Annotated in this window: 19 protein-coding genes; 7 read left to right on the top strand and 12 right to left on the bottom strand. The window is 71.3% G+C overall.

The features are described from left to right. Positions 1-14: 14 nt before the first annotated feature. Complete coding sequence (locus ACZ69M_RS06895; protein ID WP_470047295.1) at positions 15-1,100, bottom strand: NADH:flavin oxidoreductase/NADH oxidase; 1,086 nt, start codon at positions 1,098-1,100, stop codon at positions 15-17. Positions 1,101-1,250: 150 nt separating this feature from the next. Here ACZ69M_RS06895 and ACZ69M_RS06890 point away from each other — a divergent pair, with 150 nt between their 5' ends. Continuing rightward, positions 1,251-1,625: an ArsR/SmtB family transcription factor gene (locus tag ACZ69M_RS06890; RefSeq protein WP_470047293.1), complete on the top strand. Its 375-nt coding sequence runs from the start codon at positions 1,251-1,253 to the stop codon at positions 1,623-1,625. A gap of 34 nt (positions 1,626-1,659) precedes the next feature. Here ACZ69M_RS06890 and ACZ69M_RS06885 read toward each other — a convergent pair whose 3' ends face one another. The 3 genes from ACZ69M_RS06885 to ACZ69M_RS06875 all read right to left on the bottom strand — a co-directional run bounded on the left by ACZ69M_RS06885 (position 1,660) and on the right by ACZ69M_RS06875 (position 5,392). Further along, positions 1,660-3,018, bottom strand: a complete 1,359-nt coding sequence (locus tag ACZ69M_RS06885) for a nucleobase:cation symporter-2 family protein (RefSeq protein ID WP_470047291.1) — start codon at positions 3,016-3,018, stop codon at positions 1,660-1,662. Positions 3,019-3,180: 162 nt separating this feature from the next. Beyond that, positions 3,181-4,539, bottom strand: coding sequence for an FAD-dependent oxidoreductase (locus ACZ69M_RS06880; RefSeq protein WP_470047289.1), 1,359 nt, complete (start codon positions 4,537-4,539; stop codon positions 3,181-3,183). 187 nt (positions 4,540-4,726) lie between these two features. Then, the gene (locus ACZ69M_RS06875) at positions 4,727-5,392 is read right to left on the bottom strand and encodes a DUF305 domain-containing protein (protein ID WP_470047287.1); all 666 of its coding nucleotides are present in this window, start codon (positions 5,390-5,392) and stop codon (positions 4,727-4,729) included. A 194-nt stretch (positions 5,393-5,586) separates the two neighbouring features. Between ACZ69M_RS06875 and ACZ69M_RS06870 the strand changes: the two genes are divergently transcribed. After that, positions 5,587-7,089: an LVIVD repeat-containing protein gene (locus ACZ69M_RS06870; RefSeq protein ID WP_470047285.1), complete on the top strand. Its 1,503-nt coding sequence runs from the start codon at positions 5,587-5,589 to the stop codon at positions 7,087-7,089. On the opposite strand, the gene ACZ69M_RS06865 is transcribed toward ACZ69M_RS06870, so the two are convergent. Further along, entirely contained in the window at positions 7,077-7,766 is a 690-nt protein-coding gene (locus tag ACZ69M_RS06865) for a TetR/AcrR family transcriptional regulator (RefSeq protein WP_470047283.1), read from the bottom strand. The genes ACZ69M_RS06870 and ACZ69M_RS06865 overlap by 13 nt on opposite strands. A 234-nt stretch (positions 7,767-8,000) precedes the next feature. Between ACZ69M_RS06865 and ACZ69M_RS06860 the strand changes: the two genes are divergently transcribed. Beyond that, positions 8,001-8,246, top strand: coding sequence for a DUF2630 family protein (locus ACZ69M_RS06860; protein WP_470047282.1), 246 nt, complete (start codon positions 8,001-8,003; stop codon positions 8,244-8,246). 80 nt (positions 8,247-8,326) lie between these two features. Here ACZ69M_RS06860 and ACZ69M_RS06855 read toward each other — a convergent pair whose 3' ends face one another. The 4 genes from ACZ69M_RS06855 to ACZ69M_RS06840 all read right to left on the bottom strand — a co-directional run bounded on the left by ACZ69M_RS06855 (position 8,327) and on the right by ACZ69M_RS06840 (position 11,453). Continuing rightward, positions 8,327-9,022, bottom strand: coding sequence for an HAD family hydrolase (locus ACZ69M_RS06855; protein ID WP_470047280.1), 696 nt, complete (start codon positions 9,020-9,022; stop codon positions 8,327-8,329). Between the two features lie 73 nt (positions 9,023-9,095). Further along, positions 9,096-9,779, bottom strand: coding sequence for a phosphatase PAP2 family protein (locus tag ACZ69M_RS06850; RefSeq protein ID WP_470047279.1), 684 nt, complete (start codon positions 9,777-9,779; stop codon positions 9,096-9,098). Between the two features lie 67 nt (positions 9,780-9,846). Continuing rightward, positions 9,847-10,782 (bottom strand): M56 family metallopeptidase, encoded by a 936-nt coding sequence (locus tag ACZ69M_RS06845; protein WP_470047277.1) that lies wholly within the window; start codon positions 10,780-10,782, stop codon positions 9,847-9,849. A gap of 98 nt (positions 10,783-10,880) precedes the next feature. Beyond that, a complete protein-coding gene (locus ACZ69M_RS06840; protein ID WP_470047275.1) occupies positions 10,881-11,453 on the bottom strand; it encodes a DUF5134 domain-containing protein in 573 nt (190 codons plus the stop codon). A gap of 187 nt (positions 11,454-11,640) precedes the next feature. On the opposite strand from ACZ69M_RS06840, the gene ACZ69M_RS06835 reads away from it, so the two are divergent. The 3 genes from ACZ69M_RS06835 (at position 11,641) to ACZ69M_RS06825 (ending at position 16,695) form a co-directional block, all read left to right on the top strand. Next, complete coding sequence (locus ACZ69M_RS06835; protein WP_470047273.1) at positions 11,641-13,329, top strand: FUSC family protein; 1,689 nt, start codon at positions 11,641-11,643, stop codon at positions 13,327-13,329. A 170-nt stretch (positions 13,330-13,499) separates the two neighbouring features. Then, on the top strand, positions 13,500-13,991 hold the full coding sequence (locus ACZ69M_RS06830) for a MarR family winged helix-turn-helix transcriptional regulator (RefSeq protein ID WP_470047271.1): 492 nt from the start codon (positions 13,500-13,502) through the stop codon (positions 13,989-13,991). A gap of 115 nt (positions 13,992-14,106) precedes the next feature. After that, positions 14,107-16,695, top strand: coding sequence for a cellulosome protein (locus tag ACZ69M_RS06825; protein WP_470047269.1), 2,589 nt, complete (start codon positions 14,107-14,109; stop codon positions 16,693-16,695). A gap of 28 nt (positions 16,696-16,723) precedes the next feature. Here ACZ69M_RS06825 and ACZ69M_RS06820 read toward each other — a convergent pair whose 3' ends face one another. Then, the gene (locus ACZ69M_RS06820; protein WP_470047267.1) at positions 16,724-17,488 is read right to left on the bottom strand and encodes a VOC family protein; all 765 of its coding nucleotides are present in this window, start codon (positions 17,486-17,488) and stop codon (positions 16,724-16,726) included. 89 nt (positions 17,489-17,577) lie between these two features. Then, positions 17,578-17,970, bottom strand: coding sequence for a VOC family protein (locus ACZ69M_RS06815; RefSeq protein ID WP_470047265.1), 393 nt, complete (start codon positions 17,968-17,970; stop codon positions 17,578-17,580). 84 nt (positions 17,971-18,054) lie between these two features. Here ACZ69M_RS06815 and ACZ69M_RS06810 point away from each other — a divergent pair, with 84 nt between their 5' ends. Continuing rightward, positions 18,055-18,597 carry a GNAT family N-acetyltransferase gene (locus ACZ69M_RS06810; protein WP_470047263.1) on the top strand — a complete coding sequence of 181 codons (543 nt, stop codon included), beginning with the start codon at positions 18,055-18,057 and terminating at the stop codon, positions 18,595-18,597. Positions 18,598-18,612: 15 nt separating this feature from the next. Here the strand turns inward: ACZ69M_RS06810 and ACZ69M_RS06805 are convergent, their stop codons facing one another. After that, positions 18,613-19,296 carry a glycerophosphodiester phosphodiesterase gene (locus ACZ69M_RS06805; protein WP_352050890.1) on the bottom strand — a complete coding sequence of 228 codons (684 nt, stop codon included), beginning with the start codon at positions 19,294-19,296 and terminating at the stop codon, positions 18,613-18,615. Positions 19,297-19,328: the final 32 nt, after the last annotated feature.

Raw genomic sequence — 19,328 nt, 5'->3', positions numbered from 1 at the left:
GGGCGGTGGTACCGCTACACGGAGCGGTGGTACTGGTCGGGGACGTGGGCCTGGACCTCGGGGCCCAGTTCACGGGCCGCCAGGCGCGCGAACGAGGGGTTGCGCAGCAGCTCGCGCCCCAGCAGCACGGCGTCGGCCTCGTCGTTGGCGAGGATCTTCGCGGCCTGTTCGGCGTCGGTGATGAGACCGACGGCGGCGACGGGCAGCGAGGTCTCCGCCTTGACCCGGGCGGCGAAGGGTACTTGGTAGCCCGGCCCGACCGGAATGCGTACGCCCGAGACGTTGCCGCCGGTGGACACGTCCAGCAGGTCGATGCCGTGCGCGCGCAGCTCGCCCGCGAAGCGGACGGTGTCGTCGGCGCTCCAGCCGCCCTCCTCCAGCCAGTCGGTGGCGGAGATCCGGAACAACAGCGGCTTGTCGTCGGGCCAGACCTCCCGCACGGCGTCCACGACCTCGAGGGCGAAGCGGACACGGTTCTCGTACGAGCCGCCGTACGCGTCGGTGCGGCGGTTGGAGTGCGGGGAGAGGAACTCATTGACGAGGTATCCGTGGGCGCCGTGGATCTCGGCGATCTCGAAACCGGCGTCCAGGGCGCGCCGCGCCGCGTCCGCGAACTGGCCCACGATCTCCCGGATCCCGGCCACGGTCAGCTCGGTCGGCACCGGGTGCCGCTCGTCGAAGGCCAGCGGGCTGGGAGCGAGCGGCTGCCAGCCGTACGCGTCCTCGCCGACCGGCGCGCCGCCCTTCCAGGGACGGTCGGTGGCGGCCTTGCGGCCGCTGTGCGCGAGCTGGATCGCGGGCACGGTGCCCTGGCCCTTGAGGAAGCGGGTGATCCTGCGGAAGGCCTCGACCTGCGTGTTGTTCCAGATGCCCAGGTCGTAGGGGCTGATCCGGCCCTCGGGGGAGACGGCGGTGGCCTCGACGACGATCAGCCCCGTGCCGCCGGTGGCGCGGGCGGCGTAGTGGGCGAAGTGCCAGTCGTTCGGCGCGCCCGTCGAGGGTCCCTGCGGCGCGGCCGAGTACTGGCACATCGGGGGCATCCACACCCGGTTCGGGATGGTCACCTCGCGCAGGGTGATGGGCGCGAAGAGCGTGCTCACGGCGGACTCCGTTCGTCGAGGGTACCGAGCTGCACCTCGTACGATAGGCATCGTAGTACGGCATGTGTCAAACTATGAGAGATGTCGAACAAAGCTAGTACGCTGAGGTTCTTGGGCGAAGATGAGGTTCCTGAACGAAGTGGAGCCATCGTGACGACCGCAGACCCCGCCGGCAGCAGCCGCGACCTGCCGCACCCCGTGCGTGCGGACATCCGCCTGGAATCGGTGCTGCACGCGCTCTCCGACCCGATGCGGCTGCGGATCGTGCGCGAGCTCGCCGCCGTCGGCGACGAGCTCTCCTGTTCGCACTTCGACCTGCCGGTCACCAAGTCCACCACCACGCACCATTTCCGGGTGCTCCGTGAGAGCGGGGTGATCCGGCAGGTCTACCGGGGAACGGCCAAGATGAACGCCCTGCGCGGAGCCGATCTGGAGGCGCTGTTCCCCGGGTTCCTCGACAGCGTCCTCGCCGCGATCGAGCGGCAGGGCGAGCGGCTCGGCGAACCCCGGCGAACGGCTGGGTGACCGGTCGGGCGATCGGCCGAGCGCCCGGCGGGGCTCAGACTGAGGCGGCCTCCGGTTCGGCGGCGGCCCCGGCCGAGCCCGCCTTCCCCGGCAGATGGTTGAAGAGCAGGTTCAGGACGATCGCCGTCAGGCACCCGGCGCTGATCCCGCTGTTCATCACCGTCTGGAACCAGTCGGGGAACTTCGCGTAGATCGTCGGCACGCCGACGGGGAGCATGCCCACGGCGACCGAGACGGCCACCACCGTCAGGTTGTTGTTGCCCTTGAAGTCCACCTCGGCCAGCGTTCGCAGCCCGCTCGCGGCGACCGTCCCGAACATGACCAGACCCGCGCCGCCGAGGACCGGCGCCGGCACCGCCGCGACCACCGCGCCCAGTTTGGGCAGCAGACCGAGCAGGACGAGGAGGCCGCCCGCGGTCGCCACCACCCAGCGGCTGCGCACCCGGGTCATGCCGACCAGACCCACGTTCTGCGCGAACGCCGTGTAGGGGAAGGTGTTGAACACACCGCCGAGCACCGTCGAGAGACCGTCGGCGCGCAGACCGTCGGCCAGCGTGCGCGGTTCGACCTTCCGGTCGGTCATCTCGCCGACCGCGATGAGGTCACCGGTCGTCTCCGTCATCGTCACCAGCACCACGACCAGCATCGACACGATCGCGGAGGCGTGGAAGGTCGGCGTGCCGAAGTGGAACGGCGTGCTGATCCCGACCCAGTCGGCGTCCCCGACCCCGCCGAAGTCCGTGAATCCGAACGGCACCGCCACGGCGAGGCCCACCGCGATGCCGACCAGCACCGCGATCCGGCTCAGGAAGGGCGGCGCGAACCGCTGCACAGCCAGCACCACGGCCAGGACGAAGCCCGCGAGCGCCAGGTTCTTCGGTTCCCCGAAGTCCTTCGCGCCCACGCCGCCGGCCGCCCAGTTGCCCGCCACCGGCAGCAGCGAGACCCCGATGATCAGGATGACGGTGCCGGTGACCAGCGGCGGGAAGAAGCGCAGCAGCCTGCCGAAGACCGGCGCCAGCAACATGATCGCGAGCCCCGCGACGATCACCGATCCGTAGATCGCGGGCAGTCCGCCGCCCGTCGTCCCGATCAGGACCATCGGCGTGACCGCCGCGAAGGTGCAGCCCTGCATGATCGGCAGTCGTACACCGAACCGCCAGAAGCCCACGCACTGGATGAGGGTCGCGAGACCGCACACCAGCAGGTCCGCGGTGATCAGATACGCGAGGTCGGCGGGCGAGAGCTTCATCGCCCCGCCCACGATCAGCGGCACGGCCACCGCGCCCGCGTACATCGCGAGCACGTGCTGCAGCCCGAAGGCGGCCAGGTGGCGTACGGGTGGGACCTCGTCGACGGGATGCACGGGATGCGCGGGTGCGGTGGTCGCCATGGGCACTCCAGGAGCGGCGGGTGGGGACGGGGGCGGCCGGACGGCGCGAGGAACGTCCGAACAGCACGAGACCGTAAGGGGCTTGAACAGTTTGTTGATTTCAGGCCCGTTGCCGCTATGTGTCATGCCCACCGAGTCGCGCCCGACCCCGCCGGAACCGCCCTAGGACGAAGTCGCCGTCCGCGCCGCCGCCAGCAGTGACGTCCAGTCGGGCAGCTTGACCACACCCCGCCCGAGCGAGGCCCCGAGCTCCGCCTCCGCCCGCTCGATCGCCTCCCATCCGGCCCACGGAACCGGTGTCGCTCCGTCCCCCCGCAGCGCCGCGAGGGGATCCTCGGCCAGCTCCCGTCGTGTGAGTTCGGGGGCGTCCTCGACGAGCGAGGTCACCGTCTCCTTGGCGCACGGCCGGTTGGTGCCGATGACACCGGTCGGGCCCCGCTTGATCCAGCCCGCCACATACTCGCCCGGCGCGACCACGCCGTCCCGCAGCACCCGGCCCGCGCGGTGCGGCACCGTGCCGTGGTCCGTGTCGAAGGGCAGTCCTTCGAGGGGGACGCCCCGATAGCCGACCGAGCGCAGCACCAGCTGCGCCTCGATGTCCTCGTACCGCCCCGTGCCCGTCACCCCGCCGTGCCCGTCGGGCGCCGTACGCTCGAAGCGCACCGCGCCCACCCGGGTGCCGTCGCCCTCGTCGGGCAGCAACTCGGCCGGGCGCAGGAAGAAGCGCAGCCGGATCCGGCGGGCCCGGTCCTGCGCCGGCGCGGCGGCCCACCCCCGCAGCACCTCCACATTGCGGCGCTGCGCGGCGGGCAGGTCCGACGGGTCGGTGTACTGCGGGTCGAGCGCCAACTCCTCAGGATCCACCACGACTTCGGTGTCCGGCAGCGAGCCGAGCTCGCGCAGCTCCTTGGTGGTGAACCGGGCCTGCGAGGGACCGCGCCGCCCGATCATGCTGATCTCGGTCACCTTGCTCGCGGCCAGCGCGCTCAGCGCCGCCTGCGGCACGTCCGTGGGGCTCAGCTCGGACGCGCCGCGGGCCAGCATCCGGGTCACGTCCACGGCGACGTTCCCGACGCCGACGACCACCGCCGAGCGCGCGCCGAGGACGAAGCCGTCGGTGACGGAGTCGGGGTGCGCGCTGTACCAGGACACGAACTCGGTCGCCGAGCAGCTGCCCGACAGCGCCTCGCCCGGCACTCCGAGATGGCGGTCGGTGGCGGCGCCCACGCAGTAGACCACCGCGTGGTACAGCTCCCGCAGCCGGGTCACGGGCACCCCGCCCGGGCCGACCTGGACACCGCCCAGGAACCGCACCCGGTTGTCCTCCAGGACCGTCCGCAGATTGTTCTGCAGCGACTTGATCTTCTCGTGGTCCGGCGCCACGCCGTAGCGCACCAGGCCGTACGGGCACGGCAGCCGGTCCAGGACGTCCACCCGGACCTCGGACAGCCCGCTCTGGACGAGGCTCTGGGCGGTGTAGACCCCGCTGGGCCCCGAGCCGACGACGGCGACATACAGCACGGCGGAACTCCCAATCCGAAACCCGAACAGCTCGAGGAGATCGCTGATGGCTCCAGCATCGCACCACCGACGCTCCGCTGACAGGGTCCGGCGCGCGGCACACGCCTACGGGTTCATCCGCACGGAAAGTCATGACAAGAATACATATGGTGATCGTTCCGGCGGTCGCCGGAGGTGTCGCCGAGCGTCACCGCAACGCGCGCATCCTGCTGATCTCGCTCGTCTGCTGGGCGATCACGTCGTCGGCCATCTCCTCGACCTGGATGTTGTTGCCCTGGGCCTTCACCTCCGTGGCCATGGCGATCGCCCCGTCGTGATGTGTGATCATCAGCTTCAGGAAGAGCGCGTCGAAGGCCTTGCCGCGCGCCGCGCGCAACTCCTTCAGCTGTGCCTCGGTCGCCATGCCGGGCATCGCCTCGTGCCGGTGCGCCGTGGCCCGCTTGTCGCCGTCGTGGGCCGTGAGCCAGCCCTTCATCGTGGTGATCTCCGGCCCCTGCGCGGCCGCGATCCGCGCGGCGAGTCGCTTCACCTGGCCCGACGCTGCCTGCTTCGGGGTGAGTGCGGTCATCTCCAGGGCCTGGGTGTGATGTTCGATCATCATCCGGGCGTAGGCGAAGTCCGCCGTGTTGGGGGAGTCGTCCTCGTTGCGCTGCTTCGCGGCGTCCGCGGCGGAGAGTGTCTCGGCCGCCTCGCCCGGCTTGCCGGGGGCGATCACCGAAGGCCCGCTCGTCCCGGCGGACCTGGGCGCGGAGGCCGAGCCGGAGTCGCAGCCCCCGAGCGTGAGCACGGCGACCGTCAGCGAGGCCGCGCCCAGGAGCGCACGGGACGCGCGGGACGTACGACGGAGCAACACATCGACCTCCAGGGGCACATGAATCGCCGGACACCTCACGGGTGGTTCATGTCCGTCCTAGCACGCCGGTGAACGTTACCGATTGAAAACCTTCATTACGAGTGCGTTGCCATCTGTTGATCAGCGCATGGTCCGGACGATACTTCTGGGGTCCGTGAACCGTTCGACTGCGAACGGCTACAAGGGAGGACGCAGTGACCCTGTTGATCGATCCCCGAACGCGGCGCAGACGTCTGGGAGTTGCCGCGGCCGCGGCCGGACTTCTGGCCGCGCTGCTCACGGCCGGCCCGGCGGCCGCGACCCCCGATCCCGGGGACGGCCCCGGCGTTCCGGCGAAGGTGTCCCGCAGTGACGCCAACGAGACCAGGACGGCGATCGCGAACGGAGAGATACCCGGGCAGGACGAGATCGTCCACTCCGACAACATCGAACACCTCACCAACATCCCCAAGGACGCTCTGCCCGGCACCAATTCCGATCTCGCCTTCCAGGGCAAGTACGCCTTCGCAGGCAACTACGACGGCTTCCGCATCTTCGACATCAGCAACCCGAAGGCGCCCAGGACGGTGGCGCAGGTGCTCTGCCCGGGTTCGCAGAACGACGTGTCCGTCTCCGGCAACCTGCTCTTCCTGTCCACCGACTCCTCGCGCAGCGACGACTCCTGCAACAGCACCACGCAGCCTGCGACCGAGAAGTCCTCGTGGGAGGGCATGAAGGTCTTCGACATCACCGACAAGGCGAACCCGAAGTACGTCGCCGCCGTCGAGACCGCCTGCGGCTCGCACACCCACACGCTGGTGCCCGAGCGCAAGAACGTCTACATCTACGTCGCCTCGTACTCGCCGAGCGCCACCTTCCCCGACTGCCAGCCCCCGCACGACGGCATCTCGGTCATCAAGGTGCCGCGCAAAGCCCCTGAGAAGGCCGCCGTGGTGAACTTCCCGGTGCTGTTCCCGGGCGAGGGACCGGACGGCGGCGGCAACCCGGGCGCGCCCACCAACCCGGGCGTCTCCAAGACCACCGGCTGCCACGACATCACGGTCCTGCCCTCCGAGGGCCTGGCCGCCGGTGCCTGCATGGGCGACGGCATCCTGTTCTCCATCAAGGACCCGGAGCACCCGAAGGTCATCGACCAGGTCGAGGACAACGTCAACTTCGCGTTCTGGCACTCGGCGACCTTCAACCAGAAGGCCAACAAGGTGGTGTTCACCGACGAGTTGGGCGGCGGTGGGGCGGCCACCTGCAACGCGGCCATCGGTCCGAACCGCGGCGCCGACGGGATCTACGACATCGTCGGCAAGGGCGACAAGCGCAAGCTCGTGTTCAAGAACTACTTCAAGATTCCTCGCCACCAGGCCGACACCGAGAACTGCGTGGCCCACAACGGCTCGCTGATCCCCGTCAAGGGCAAGGACCTCATGGTTCAGGCCTGGTATCAGGGCGGTGTCTCCGTCTGGGACTTCACCGACTCCTCGAACCCGAAGGAGATCGCCTACTTCGAGCGCGGACCGCTGACCACCGACAAGCTCACGGTCGGCGGCTCCTGGTCGGCGTACTACTACAACGGCTACATCTACTCGAACGACATCGCCAAGGGCTTCGACGTCCTCAAGCTCAGCGACCGGCGCACCGACCCGGCCAAGCGGGTCCACCTGCGCGAGCTCAACGTGCAGACGCAGCCGGACTACCTCGACTGATCGTCGGGCGGCTGCTCGTCCGGTCGCCGGCCGGTCGTGAAGAACCGCGACAGATCGCTCTCGCGCGTCCCGCCGGGCACCTCGGTGTCCGGCGGGACACCCATCTCCCAGTCGAGGTGGTAGCGCTCGAACAGCTCGGCCCGCAGCCTCGGCACCGGCATCGGCGCACCCGGCACCAGGGCCGCGTACACCGCGCCCATGAGCACCGCCCGCAGCATCGGGTAGTCGGTGTCGGCGTCCTGGGAGCCGTACTCGGCGACGGTCTCCCGCAGGAGCTGCGCGAGGCGCTGCTGCTCCGGACACTGCACGAACCCCTCGCCCTGCAATATGCCCGCCATGTGCTGACGCATCAGCACGGGCCGGTCCCGCGCCAGGCCCAGAATCGCGTCGATGGCCCGCGCCAGCCGCTCCCGGCCGTCCTTCGTACGCGGCTCGCGCTCCAGCCCCTCCTCCAGCGTGCGGTGCATCATCCGGTGCACGGCGGACTGCAGGAGCTGGCGTTTACCGGGGAAGTAGTACGACACCAGTCCGCGCGCCGATCCGGCGCGATCCGCGATGTCCCCGAGCGTCGTCGCCTCGTAGCCGCGCTCGTTCACCAGCTCCACCGCGGCCTGCAACAGCCGTTCCCGGGATCGCCGCCGCAACTCTTCATTGACCGACGGGCTGCGCGGGGACATGCTGGAACTCCTGTGTTGACTGGCTGCCAGCCAACTATACTCAGAGCGTCCGGGCCACGACCCACCGCGGGGGAGGCTTCGGGCTGCCGTCCGCCTGGGGCGACGCGGGGGATCGTCTCAGGCGGACGGGCACAGGACGAGCGGAAATTCCCGGCCGGGCAGGATTCCCGAGCGAGTCGCACAGCCGCCGTGGCCTCCTTAGAGTGGGCGAAAGTGCCGAGGAGGCGGGTGGAGATGGATCAAGACCAGATCCTGGCCAAGATCACGGCGATGGTGGACGACGAGCGTCGGCTGCGCGACGCCGTCGCATCAGGGCAGATCGACAGCGCCACGGAACACGAACGGCTCGGACAGCTGGAGCGCGACCTCGACCAGTGCTGGGACCTGCTGCGCCAGCGGCGCGCGAAGTCCGAGTTCGGGGAGAACCCCGACGAGGCGCGCGTGCGACCGTCTTCGCAGGTCGAGGGCTATCAAAGCTGATCGCGAGGGGCCGCCCCCGAGCCTGTCGGCCGACATCGACGGCCTTCGGGCCCGTGGGTGGTCCCAGGAAGCGGTACGGGTCAGCCGACCAGGTCCAGTACCGGCCGCAGTCCCTCCGGGCGCCGCGCCGCGGGCAGGTGGTCCACGAAGTGCACCGCGCAGCCCAGCGCCGCCGCACCCCCGTCCGCGCGGCGGTCGTCCCCGACCATCAGCGTGTCCTCGGGGGCGATGCCCAGCGCGTCGCAGGCGGTCGCGAACAGCCGGGCGTCCGGCTTCTGGATGCCGTGCTCGTACGACAGCACGTACGCGTCCACGTACCGGTCGAGGCCGTGCTCACGGAAGACGGGCCGCAGATCCCAGCCGATGTTGCTGACCACCCCGACCGCGACCCCGCGCTCGCACAGGGCGTCGAGCACCTCGGCCGTGTCGGGGTAGGGCCCCCATGCCGCCGGGAGCATGTGACGGGCGTACAGCGCGTCGTGCAGCCGGACATCGGGCAGCGGCACCTGGCGGGAGATCGCGGTGAACATGGCCCGGTGCCCCTCGGCGCTCTCGTCCCGCCTGCGCCACAAGTCCTCCGAGCCCTCCGGCAGTCGGGGCGCGACGCCACCGCCGGGCAGCGCGCCCACCGCCTCCAGGGCATCCGCCGCCTCGGTCAACTCCCGCTCCGGCAAGGTGAGATCGGCGTCCCTGAGCACCGCGCGCAGCCAGGACTCGGTCGGTTCGGCACGGAACAGGGTTCCGGAGAAGTCGAAGAGCACGCCTTTGATCGTCATGAGGGAGATCCTTCGGGGCGCGCTCCGCGCCGGTCAAGCACGCTCCGGGCGGGTCGCGCACACTCCGCGCCGGTCAAGTACGTTCCGAGCCGAAGAGGCGCTCATGGGTCATCACCGCCAGGGCGACCACCAGCGCGCCGAGCAGCCAGCCGCCCAGGACGTCCGAGGGCCAGTGGACGCCCAGCCAGACACGGGTCAGGCCGACACCCACGACGCAGACCACGGCCAGCGCCAGTGCCGTACGCCGCAGCGCGCGCCCGGCGCCGTACAGCTGGAGCAGCCACAGCAGCAGCCCGCACACCACCGTCGCGGTCATGGCGTGGCCCGAGGGGAAGGCCGCGTAGTGCGCGGAGTCCACGGGGTCGGGCCAGACGGGGCGTGCGCGGCCGACCGCCGCCTTCAGTGACTGCTGCACCACCGTGCCCAGCACACAGGCGGCCGTCACCCACAGCGCCGGCCGCCACGCCGAACAACGCCACACCAGCCGGAGCACGACCAGCGCACCCAGCGCGCGCATCGTCCACGGGTCCCACACCCAGTCCGTCAGAACGCGGAACACCTGGGTGGTACCCGGTTCGTCGACCGCCCAGCGGTGTGTGGTGCGCGCGATGTCGCCGTCGAGGGCCAGCAGCGGTCGCCAGGAGAACGCGATCAGCAGGAGAAGCAGCGCGGATGGAACGGCGAGCACCGCCGCGGTGAGTGCCGCGGTCCGTAGGGTCGGGGTGCGAAGCGGTGGGTCGAGGGGCGCGGAGCGCATACGGTGATCCTCGCCGACGTACGGGGCCGGAGGCCAGCCCCGTGGCGCCGAACCGCCGCCGGCGCGGCTAGCCGAGCGCCCGCAGGCCCGGTACGAACGCCACCAGCAGGGGGATCACCGGCACCAGCGTGGCCGCCGCCGTCAGTCGCAGCCGCCGCGACGGCGTCAGCCGGTCCGGGGGAGCAAGCAGGCGGTGCACTCGCTGCGGGACATGGGCCTGCGGAGTCGGACAGGGGCCGAACACGCCCCGGTCCTCGTTCAGTTCCACCAGCGCGAGGGCGGTCGTGAGGCGGCCGAAGCGGCGGGAGGCCATGTCGTCGGCGGCGAGTTCGACCAGGCGGTGCATCTCGTCGCGGAACGCGGCGAACACGGGCACCTGCGGAAAGCCGACGGCGAGCGCGGCCGAACAGTGCAGCAGCCAGTCGTGCCGGGCCTGCGCGTGACCCTGTTCGTGGGCGAGCACGGCGTCCAGCTGACGCCCTTTGAGACGGCGCAACGCGGCTGTGGTGACGACCAGTCGGGGAGTGGTCCCGGGCAGCCACCAGGCGTCGGGACGCTCGCCCTCCAGCACCACCAGCCGGTCACTGCTCGGCTCCTCACCGGGCAACAGCGGCGCGCGTACGAGGAGTTCATCACGGCTCTGCCGATGGTGGGCCCGGGCCCGCAGCACCTCGCGGACCAGCATCGCCGCGGTCCAGGCACCGCCGCAGGCGAGCGCCACGGCGGTCGTCGCGGCCCACGGGCTCCCCTTGCTCAACGCGTAGGCGTCCACGACGGAGTGCGGAGCGGGGGCGAAGACATGGCCGCGCACCGCCACCCACGCGGCGGCCGCGCTGAGCGTCATCGACAGGACGCAGCACAGCAGAACGGCCGCCACCACGCACTGCCACGCCCACAGGGCGACCACGGGTTCATGGTCCGGCCAGTCCGCCCGGGCGAGCAGTCGTGGAGCGACCACGGCGGCCAGGGCGCCGAGCAGCAACAGTGCCGCGGGGACCATCATGGGGTGAAGCCTATGAGCGGAGCGTCGCCGGGGGATACGGCCCGCGACGACAAAGTGACGTACGCCACGGTTTCACATGACCGGGGCGGGAGCGGCGCTCAGAGCGTGACCAGCATGGCCAGCATCGCGATCCCCATGGACAGACGGCACGCCTGTGACAGCTCGGGGCGGTCGCCCCAGCCGAGGGGCCGGGGGGCGCCGCGGAGTGTCCCCGAGTCGCCGGCCACCGCCGCGACCGGCAGCAGCCGGGCCCCGGAGCGCAGCACGTAGCCGACGAAGTAGACCAGGAGCGCCCCCGTGACCAGCGGAATCCCGGAACCGCCGCCGCCGTGCTCGTGGTGCCCGGGGGAGGCGGCCATCGCGGCGGCCATGTAGACCATGGCGCAGGCCCCGACCAGATGGTGCAGATGGTGCGGGCTGCTGCGGACCGACCACAGGGCACGCACGGCGGCGGCAGCGAACACCACGGCGTACGCGAACCAGGCCCAGCGCGGCGGAGTGGCCGCCGCGGCGGGCACGGCCATCGCGGCCATGCCGAACCCCATGAGCGCCTCGGCGCCCGCGGTGCGGCGCTGTTCCTCGACGGGGCTGCGCATCCGCAACAGGCAGTAGGCCCCGCTCGCCGCGCACAGCGCTACGAGCAGCCAGCCGGGTGACGCCGGTCCGTGCACCGCGTACCTCCCCGCTCGACGGAGTCGGACAGTCGTTGATGTCGGACAGTCGGTCAGGGCATGCCCGGGCGGGGCGGTGCGCAAGCGAGCGCACAGGTGTACACGGGGAGCGTGCGGGGGTGCGTCGCAGGTGGGTGGCTAGGAGAGAATATATTTCACGAGTAAAACACCTGCTAAGCTTGAAGGTATGAGCAGTGCGACCCCCCAGACCCCCCGCGTACGCCGACGCCCCCATGGACGTCACCGCTCTCGTGGACGTCGTCTCCCGCTGGCCGGTGTGCTGCGGCTCGGCCGCCCCGCCGACATCTGGTTCAAGCCCGCGCTGAGCGCGGTCGCCTCGATCGCCCCGCCGAATCTGACGCTTCTCGCGCTCGGGCGGCTCGATCTGGCGATGTACACCATGGCCGGATCGCTCTGCGCGCTCTACGCCCACAACCGTCCGTACGCCGCCCGCGCCCGCGCGCTCGCCTGGGTCGTCCTCGGCATGCTCGGCGGCCTCGCCGTCGCGCTGACCGCGGCCTCGCTCACGACGAACGCCGTCGTGCTGGTCACCCTCGGCGCGCTGCTGGCCGCCGTGCAGAAGGCGCTGTGCGACGCCACGCGCATCGGGCCGCCCGGTCACGTGGTCCTCGCCTTCATCAGCTCCGCGTCCCTGTTCGTGCCGCAGACGCTCGGCCAGGTTCCCGGCCATCTCGCGCTGGGCGCCGCGGCGGGTGCCTGGGCGTGGATCGTCGGCATGGCACCCGGACTCGTCCGCCCGCACGGGCCCGAGCGCCGCGCGACGGCGCACGCGCTGAACGCCGCGGCCACCTACGCCGAGACAGTGGGCACCGGTGACGGGGCCGCCCGGGCGCGCGCCGCCGCGGCCGCCGCCGTGCACGGAGCCTGGCAGTCGCTGCTCTCCACCGGCGCCCGCAGCGCGCCCCGGCGCGCCCTGGAACTGCTAGTCGTGCGTGCCGAGGTGGCGATCGCCGCGCCCGCCGACACAGAGCCCGAGCGGCTGCGGGCGTGGGCGCGCGAGGTGCGGGGCGCCGGGCTCGTACCTCGTCCGGACGACCTCGGGGAAGCCGCCGACGAACTCCTGGGCGTGGACGTCGAACTCGCCGTGCCCCCGACCCCCTTGTTCCGTCGCCTGGGCCCACTCGCCCCGATCGCCCTGCGCACCGCGCTCGGCTGTGCCCTCGCCGGATACGCGTCGCTCGCGCTCGGCGTCGGCCGCCCCTACTGGGCGCTGGTCACCGCCGCCTCGCTCTACCAGGCCAACATCACCCTGACCTGGAGTCGGGGAGTGCAGCGCGTCGTCGGCAACCTGATCGGCGTCCTGTTGTTCGCCGTGCTCGCCCCACTGGCCCATCTCAGCCAGGCGGTCCTCGTCCTGCTGTGCCTCGCCCTCAACTTCGGCGCCGAGGCCCTGATCGGCCGCAACTACTGGCTCGGCAGCATCTGTGTGACCCCCATGGCGCTGCTCATCACCGAGTTCGCCCGCGTCCAGCAGCCCGGTGAGCTGATGACCGACCGGGTCGCGGACACCCTGGTGGGTGCGCTGGTCGGCTTCGTCGCGGCCGTCGCGGTCACCAACCGGCGGGCCGGCGCCCGTATCGAGGACGCCCTCGACGCCGTCGAGCGGGCCCGTGAACGTGCCGTGGGCCTGCTCGACGCCGAGCGTCCCGAACCCGGCGCCCTGGAGTCCGCCCGTCGCGCGCTGTCCGGTGCCGTCGTGGAACTGCGCGCCACCGCCGACGCCGCCGCCGGCGAATGGTGGCAACGCGCTCTTCCGGAGGAGCGGGTGATGCGGGCCGAACAGTCCGGACACCGTACGCTCGCGGCGACGGTACGGCGGCAGGGACTGCACTCCTTGGAGGGCGCACAGGCATGACGGCAGCGGATGGGCGCGCGACGGACGCGGCACTCGGCCGGAGCGGCACTGCGAGCCCGGCGACACCTCGGCACGCGGCGCCGCACGGGCAGCCGGCCACCTCAGGCCCCCAAACCACCTCAGGTACCCCCACCCCCACACCCCCCGGCACCCCACCCCCGGTCGACACCATGGCTGCCGTGGTGCGGCAGTGGCAGGCCGTGCATCCCGGGATCGACACCGGGCCGATGGAGATCATCGGCCGGATCAACCGTTCGGCCGCGCTGCTCCAGCAGGCCGAGGACGCTCCGTTGCGCCGGGCCGGGCTCACCCGTCCGGAGTTCGACGTCCTCGGGACCCTGCGCCGCACCGGTCACGAGCTGACCCCCAGTGAGATCGCCCGCGAGACGTTCTCCTCCGGTGCCGCCGTCACCAAGCGCCTGAAGCAGCTGACCGAGCGCGGCCTGGTCGAGCGCCGCGGTGACACCCGCGACCGCCGGGTCGCGCACGTCCGGCTCACGGACGCGGGCCGCGACCTCGTCGACGGCATCCTGCCCCAGCAGCTCGCGTACGAGACGGCGGCCCTGTCCGGGATAGACCTCGGCCGTCAACGCGAACTCGCCGATCTGCTCGGTGAGTTGCTCGGTCAGCTCGAAGGCCGTCTCGGGGTGCCACGCGTCTGAGGCGGCCCGGGGGGGACTGGCTTCGGGGGCACGCGCCGTTGACATGAGCAGCGCGCCGCTCCTACGTTCAGCCTCGCCCGGTTCGGAGTTCCGGCTGACGTACGGGATGTCGAACATGCAGTGTGACCGCGGAGGCGCAGTGGCAGCAGACACCGAGACGCTCACCATCGACCTCGGCACCGACACCGGCGCCTTCCACGGCGGGGCGAGCGGCACGCTCTACGGCCTGTACGGCGACGGGGTGCCCAGCCGCAACGTGGTCGAGGGCATGTACGTGCGCACGGTGTCGACCAAGGCCCAGGACGGCACCCAGCACCCCGGCGCCGACGCCCTCGACATCCTGCCCTCCTTCGTGGACTGCGGCGGCAGGGACGTCTACCTCTACATGACCGACATCTACCGCGGCTTCCCCTACCAGTGGCCCGGCGCCACCGGCGAGGAACGCCTCGCCGACTACCGGGCCAGGGTGGAGAAGCAGGTCAGGCAGGTCCTGACGACGGGTGCCCTCAAGTCCCACATCGTCTACGTACCGTTCAACGAACCCGAAGGCAACATGTTCGGCACGGGGGAGTGGAGCTACGACAGGACTTCCTGGCACACCGACCCGCGGCACTACTTCGCCGCCTGGAAGGACCTCCACCACCTCATCAAGGGCCTCGACCCGCACGCGCGCATCGCGGGCCCCAACACCTGCGTCCTGTACGAGGAGGTACGAGGCTTCCTGGAGTTCGCCAAGGCCCACGACGTCCTCCCGGACGTGGTGACCTGGCACGAGCTGTCGACACCCGCCGCGATCCGTACGAACGTCGCCAAGTACCGCGCCATGGAACGGGAGGTGGGGATCGGCCCCCTCCCCGTCAACATCAACGAGTACGCGCACAACTACCACCTCTCCGTGCCCGGGCAGATGATCCAGTGGATCTCCGCCATCGAGGAGTCGAAGATCGACGCCGACATGGCGTACTGGAACATCGACGGCAACCTCAACGACTCGGCGGTCGAGGCGAACAAGGGCAACGGCCAGTGGTGGCTGTTCCACACCTACGGCCGGATGACCGGCCGCACGGTCCAGGTGCGGGCGCCGCACCCCAACGCCCAGTACACCCTCCAGGGCGTCGCCACGCTCGACCCGGACAAGCGCCAGGCCCGTGCCCTGTTCGGCGGCAGCGGCGGCGCCGCGGATCTCGTCTTCGAGAACGTCCCCACCCAGCTCTTCGGCGGCACGGTCCACGCCAGGCTCCACGAGATCCCGTGGACCGGCCAAGTCGGCGCCTCGGCACAGCCCTTGCGCATCAAGGATCTCGAACTGCCAGTCGGCGAAGGCAGGGTGGTCCTTCCCCTCGCCGACCTCGACGCGATGTCCGCCTACGAGGTGATCCTCTCGCCCGGCGGGGACGGGGTCCTCGCCCCGCCCTCGATCGGCTGGCGCCGGTCGTACCACGCGGAGAACGCGACCTGCACGGGCGAGGGGCACACGAGGAACGGGCCCGAGGGATCCCCCTGCGACGTCGACAGGTTCGCCACCTCGGGCACCTACCACGTCGCCGGCCTCCGCACCGGCTCCGACCTCGCCGTCGCCTTCTCCATCGAGGTCCCGCGGGACGGGACGTACGACCTGAGCGTCCTCGCGGGCTCCCACAACCTCCACGAACTCGTGCGGGAGCAGGGCCCCACCAACGTCTTCCTGCGGGTCGACGGAGCGGACCCCCAGGAACTGCGGCTCCCCCTCGGCTACAAGCCGGTCGTCTGGGGGCACACCGACACCCGGGTGGAACTGACGGCGGGCGCGCACACGCTCACCCTCTCCGCGCGGGACCCCGACCTCGGCGCCACCAAGGGCGACGCGCTCATCGACCGGATCGACCTCGTCCTGCAGGACGCTCAAGTGACCGCGCCCGCGCTGTACGAGGCCGCGTACGCGGGCCTCGGCGCCGGCGCCCGCGTCACGTACGAGCACCACGGCGCCCGCGGGCCGGGTGCCGTACTGCTGCCGCCAGGAGGAAGCGCCACGTTCTGGGCGCACGCGGCCGCCGACGGCGAGGCCCTGGTGACGGTCGATCACATCGGCCCGGGGGAAGGGCTGTTGACGGTCAACGGGGTGGAGGTGGGAGGCCTCGACCCGGACGGGATCCCGCTGTTCCTGGCCGGCGGCATCAACAAACTGACGGTGACCGGCACTTCGGAGCGCCTCGTCCTCGACCGGCTGTGGGTGGGACCGGGAACCGGACGCCTCAATACCACCGTGTACCCCGCCGAGGAGGGCACGGTGACCGGCGAGGCCAAGGTGACGGGCGCCCACACCTTCGCCACCGGCGGGAAGGCGGTCGAGGGCATCGGCAGGGGGCCGGACAACGCCCTCACCCTGACCGTCACGGCGGCACGCACCGGACGTCATGCCGTGACCGTCCGCTACTCCAACGGCGAGCAGCCCCCGGCCACCCACTACAACCCCGATCCGGTCTGCCGCCACGCGGACCTGTCCGTGAACGGGGCGCCGGCGCACCGGATCCTCTTCCCCACCACCTTCCACTTCAACAACTTCTGGGACCTCACCGTCCCCGTCACCCTGAACAAGGGCACCAACACCCTCACCTTCACCGCCGACGAACGGCCCGACTTCGACGGCGACACCACCAACGCCCACCAGCAGCGCTCCGCGTACGCGCCGGTCATCGACCAGGTGGCGGTGACACCCCTGGCATGAGTTCCGGTCGAGCGTCCCCCTCGTCCCCCTAGCCCTCCTCGCCCGCCACATGAACCCCGAAGTACGCCCCCTGCGGGTCCCGCAGGACGGCGATCCGGGGGCCCTGCGGCACGGACGTGGGCTCCATGAGGATGCTGCCGCCCGCCCCGACGGTGGCGTTCGCGGCGGCGTCCACGTCCTCGACGGCGAAGTACGGCAGCCAGTGCGGCGGCAGCGCGTGCGGGAAGTTGTCGTCCATCGCCACCATGCCGCCGAAGTCGGCTCCCCCGATGCCCCACTGCGTGTAGTGCTCGGAGGCGTTCACGGTCCAGCCGAAGACCGTGGTGTAGAACTCGACGGCCCGGTCCGGGGCGCGCGTCAGCAACTCCACCCAGCCGAGCGCGCCGGGCGCGTTGAACAGCCCCGCGCCCGGGAAGGCCCGCGCCTGCCACAGCTGGAAGGCCGCGCCGGTCGGGTCGAACGCCACTGCGAAACGCCCGACGTCGAACACGTCCATCGGGCCGAGGACGACCGTGCCGCCCGCGGCCTGCACCGCGTCCACGGCGGTGTCCGCGTCGGCCACGGCGAACGACACGTTCCAGGCGACGGGCTGCGACTCCTGGTACAGCGGGGAGATCGCGGCGACCGGCGCGTCGCCGAGGTGCGCGACCGTGTAGCCGCCCGCCTCCTGGCGCGGGTCGGTCTCCGGGCGCCAGCCGAACAGATCGGCGTAGAAGCGCTTGGCCGCCTCCAGATCGCTGGTCCCGAGCTCGGTCCAGCACGGACCGCCGGGCACCGGCTTGTCGAGCTTCATGACGTTCCTCCGCCCTTCCGCCAGAAGGCCCCTCCAGCACGCTATGCCCGTGCCCGGGCCGTGGCCATCCGGTGCCGGGCGTCGTGCGCTCAGATTCCGGGGCGGTAGCGCAGCGGATGATCCGCCGGGATCTCCACGAGCACGATCTCGACACCGTCAGGATCCGCGATCCACATCTCGATCAGCCCCCACGGCTCCTTCACCGGCGGGCGCACGATGTCGACCCCGGCCGCCGACAGCTCCTCGTACGCCGCGTCGGCGTCGGCCACCTGGAGCCACAGCCTGAGCGCGGGTGAGGGCGGGGCCTCGGAGCGGCCCGAGACCTCCAGGAAGCCGCCGCCGAGGAAGTAGACCGTGCCGCGCTCGGGCCCCGTCCCGAACTCCCGGTGGACGGCGAGCCCCAGCCGCTCGCCGTAGAAGGAGCGGGAGCGTTCCGGGTCGGTGGGCCGCAGAAGGATCCGACTGCTCAGTACATGCACCATGCACCCGGAGCCTAGGGCCTCAAGGGCGGGGGCGTTACGCTCAGCGGTGCCCGAGCCGCGCCAGAGATTTCGGAGAACCGTTCCATGGACACCGCCGCCGCCACCGGACTGACCTTCCGCGATGCCACCGACGCCGATGTGGACGCCCTCGTCGCGCTGATCGAGTCGGCCTACCGCGGGGACTCCAGCCGGACCGGCTGGACCACCGAGGCGGACATCCTCGAAGGTCAGCGGACCGACCCGGAGGGCGTGCGCGCCGTCATCAAGTCGCCGGACAGCCGCCTGCTGACCGTGGAGCGGGACGGCGTCGTCGTCGCCTGCTGCCAACTCGAACACCGTGGCGACCACGCCTACTTCGGCATGTTCGCGGTCAGCCCCGCCCTCCAGGGCGGCGGCCTCGGCAAGGTCATCATCGCCGAGGCGGAACGGCACGCCCACGAGACCTGGGGGGTCACGGAGATGCACATGACCGTGATCTCCGCGCGCGAGGACCTCATCGCCTGGTACGAGCGGCGCGGCTACCGCCGTACGGGACAGATGACGCCCTTCCCGTACGGCGACGAGCGCTTCGGCATTCCGCAGCGCGCCGACCTGCAGTTCGAGCTGCTGGTCAAGCCCCTGGCGTAACCGCCGAAGTGATCCTCAGGCCGTGAAGCGGCCGGTGCGTTTGATCTGGGGGTAGTCGGTGGTCGCGCCGTCCAGCTCCAGGGCGCGCACCAGCCGCAGGTGGTCCTGGGTGTTCACCACCCAGCCGATGATCCTGAGATCGGCCTTACGGGCGTGCTCGACGACCTCCAGGGTCAGCCGGCGGATGTTGAGGCAGACGGTGGCGGCGCCGGCCTCCACGGCGCGGTCCACGACATCGACGCCGTAGCGGCTCGCGATGAGCGCCGTGCGGACGCCCGGCACGAGCCGTGTGATCTCGGCGATCGCCTCGTCGTGGAACGACGACACCTCGACCCGCCCCACCAGATCGCGCCGGTGCATCACCTCGGCGAGCGCCCGTGCCGCCGCCGTGTCCTTGATCTCGGCCTGCAGCGGCGCCCTGACGGCGTCCAGGACCTCTTCGAAGACGGGCACGCGCTCACCGTGCCCGGCGTCCAGGGCGCGCAGCTCGGCGAGGGTCATCTCGGCGATCGGCCCCGAGCCGTCGGTCGTACGGTCCACGTCCGCGTCATGCATGACGACCAGCGCGCCGTCCTTGCTCAGATGCAGATCGAGTTCGATCAGGTCGAGGCCCGCGTGCTGGGCGGCGATGAAGGAACGGAGGGTGTTCTCGGGTTCGACACCCATCACTCCGCGATGACCGATGGTGAGGAAGTTCAAGATTCGACTCGCTTCCGTCGACGGCGGCTCGG

The sequence above is a fragment of the Streptomyces sp. NPDC107454 genome, assembly GCF_055582885.1.
Note: the sequence above shows the minus strand (reverse complement) of the source record. Positions and strands in the feature narration are given on the sequence as shown.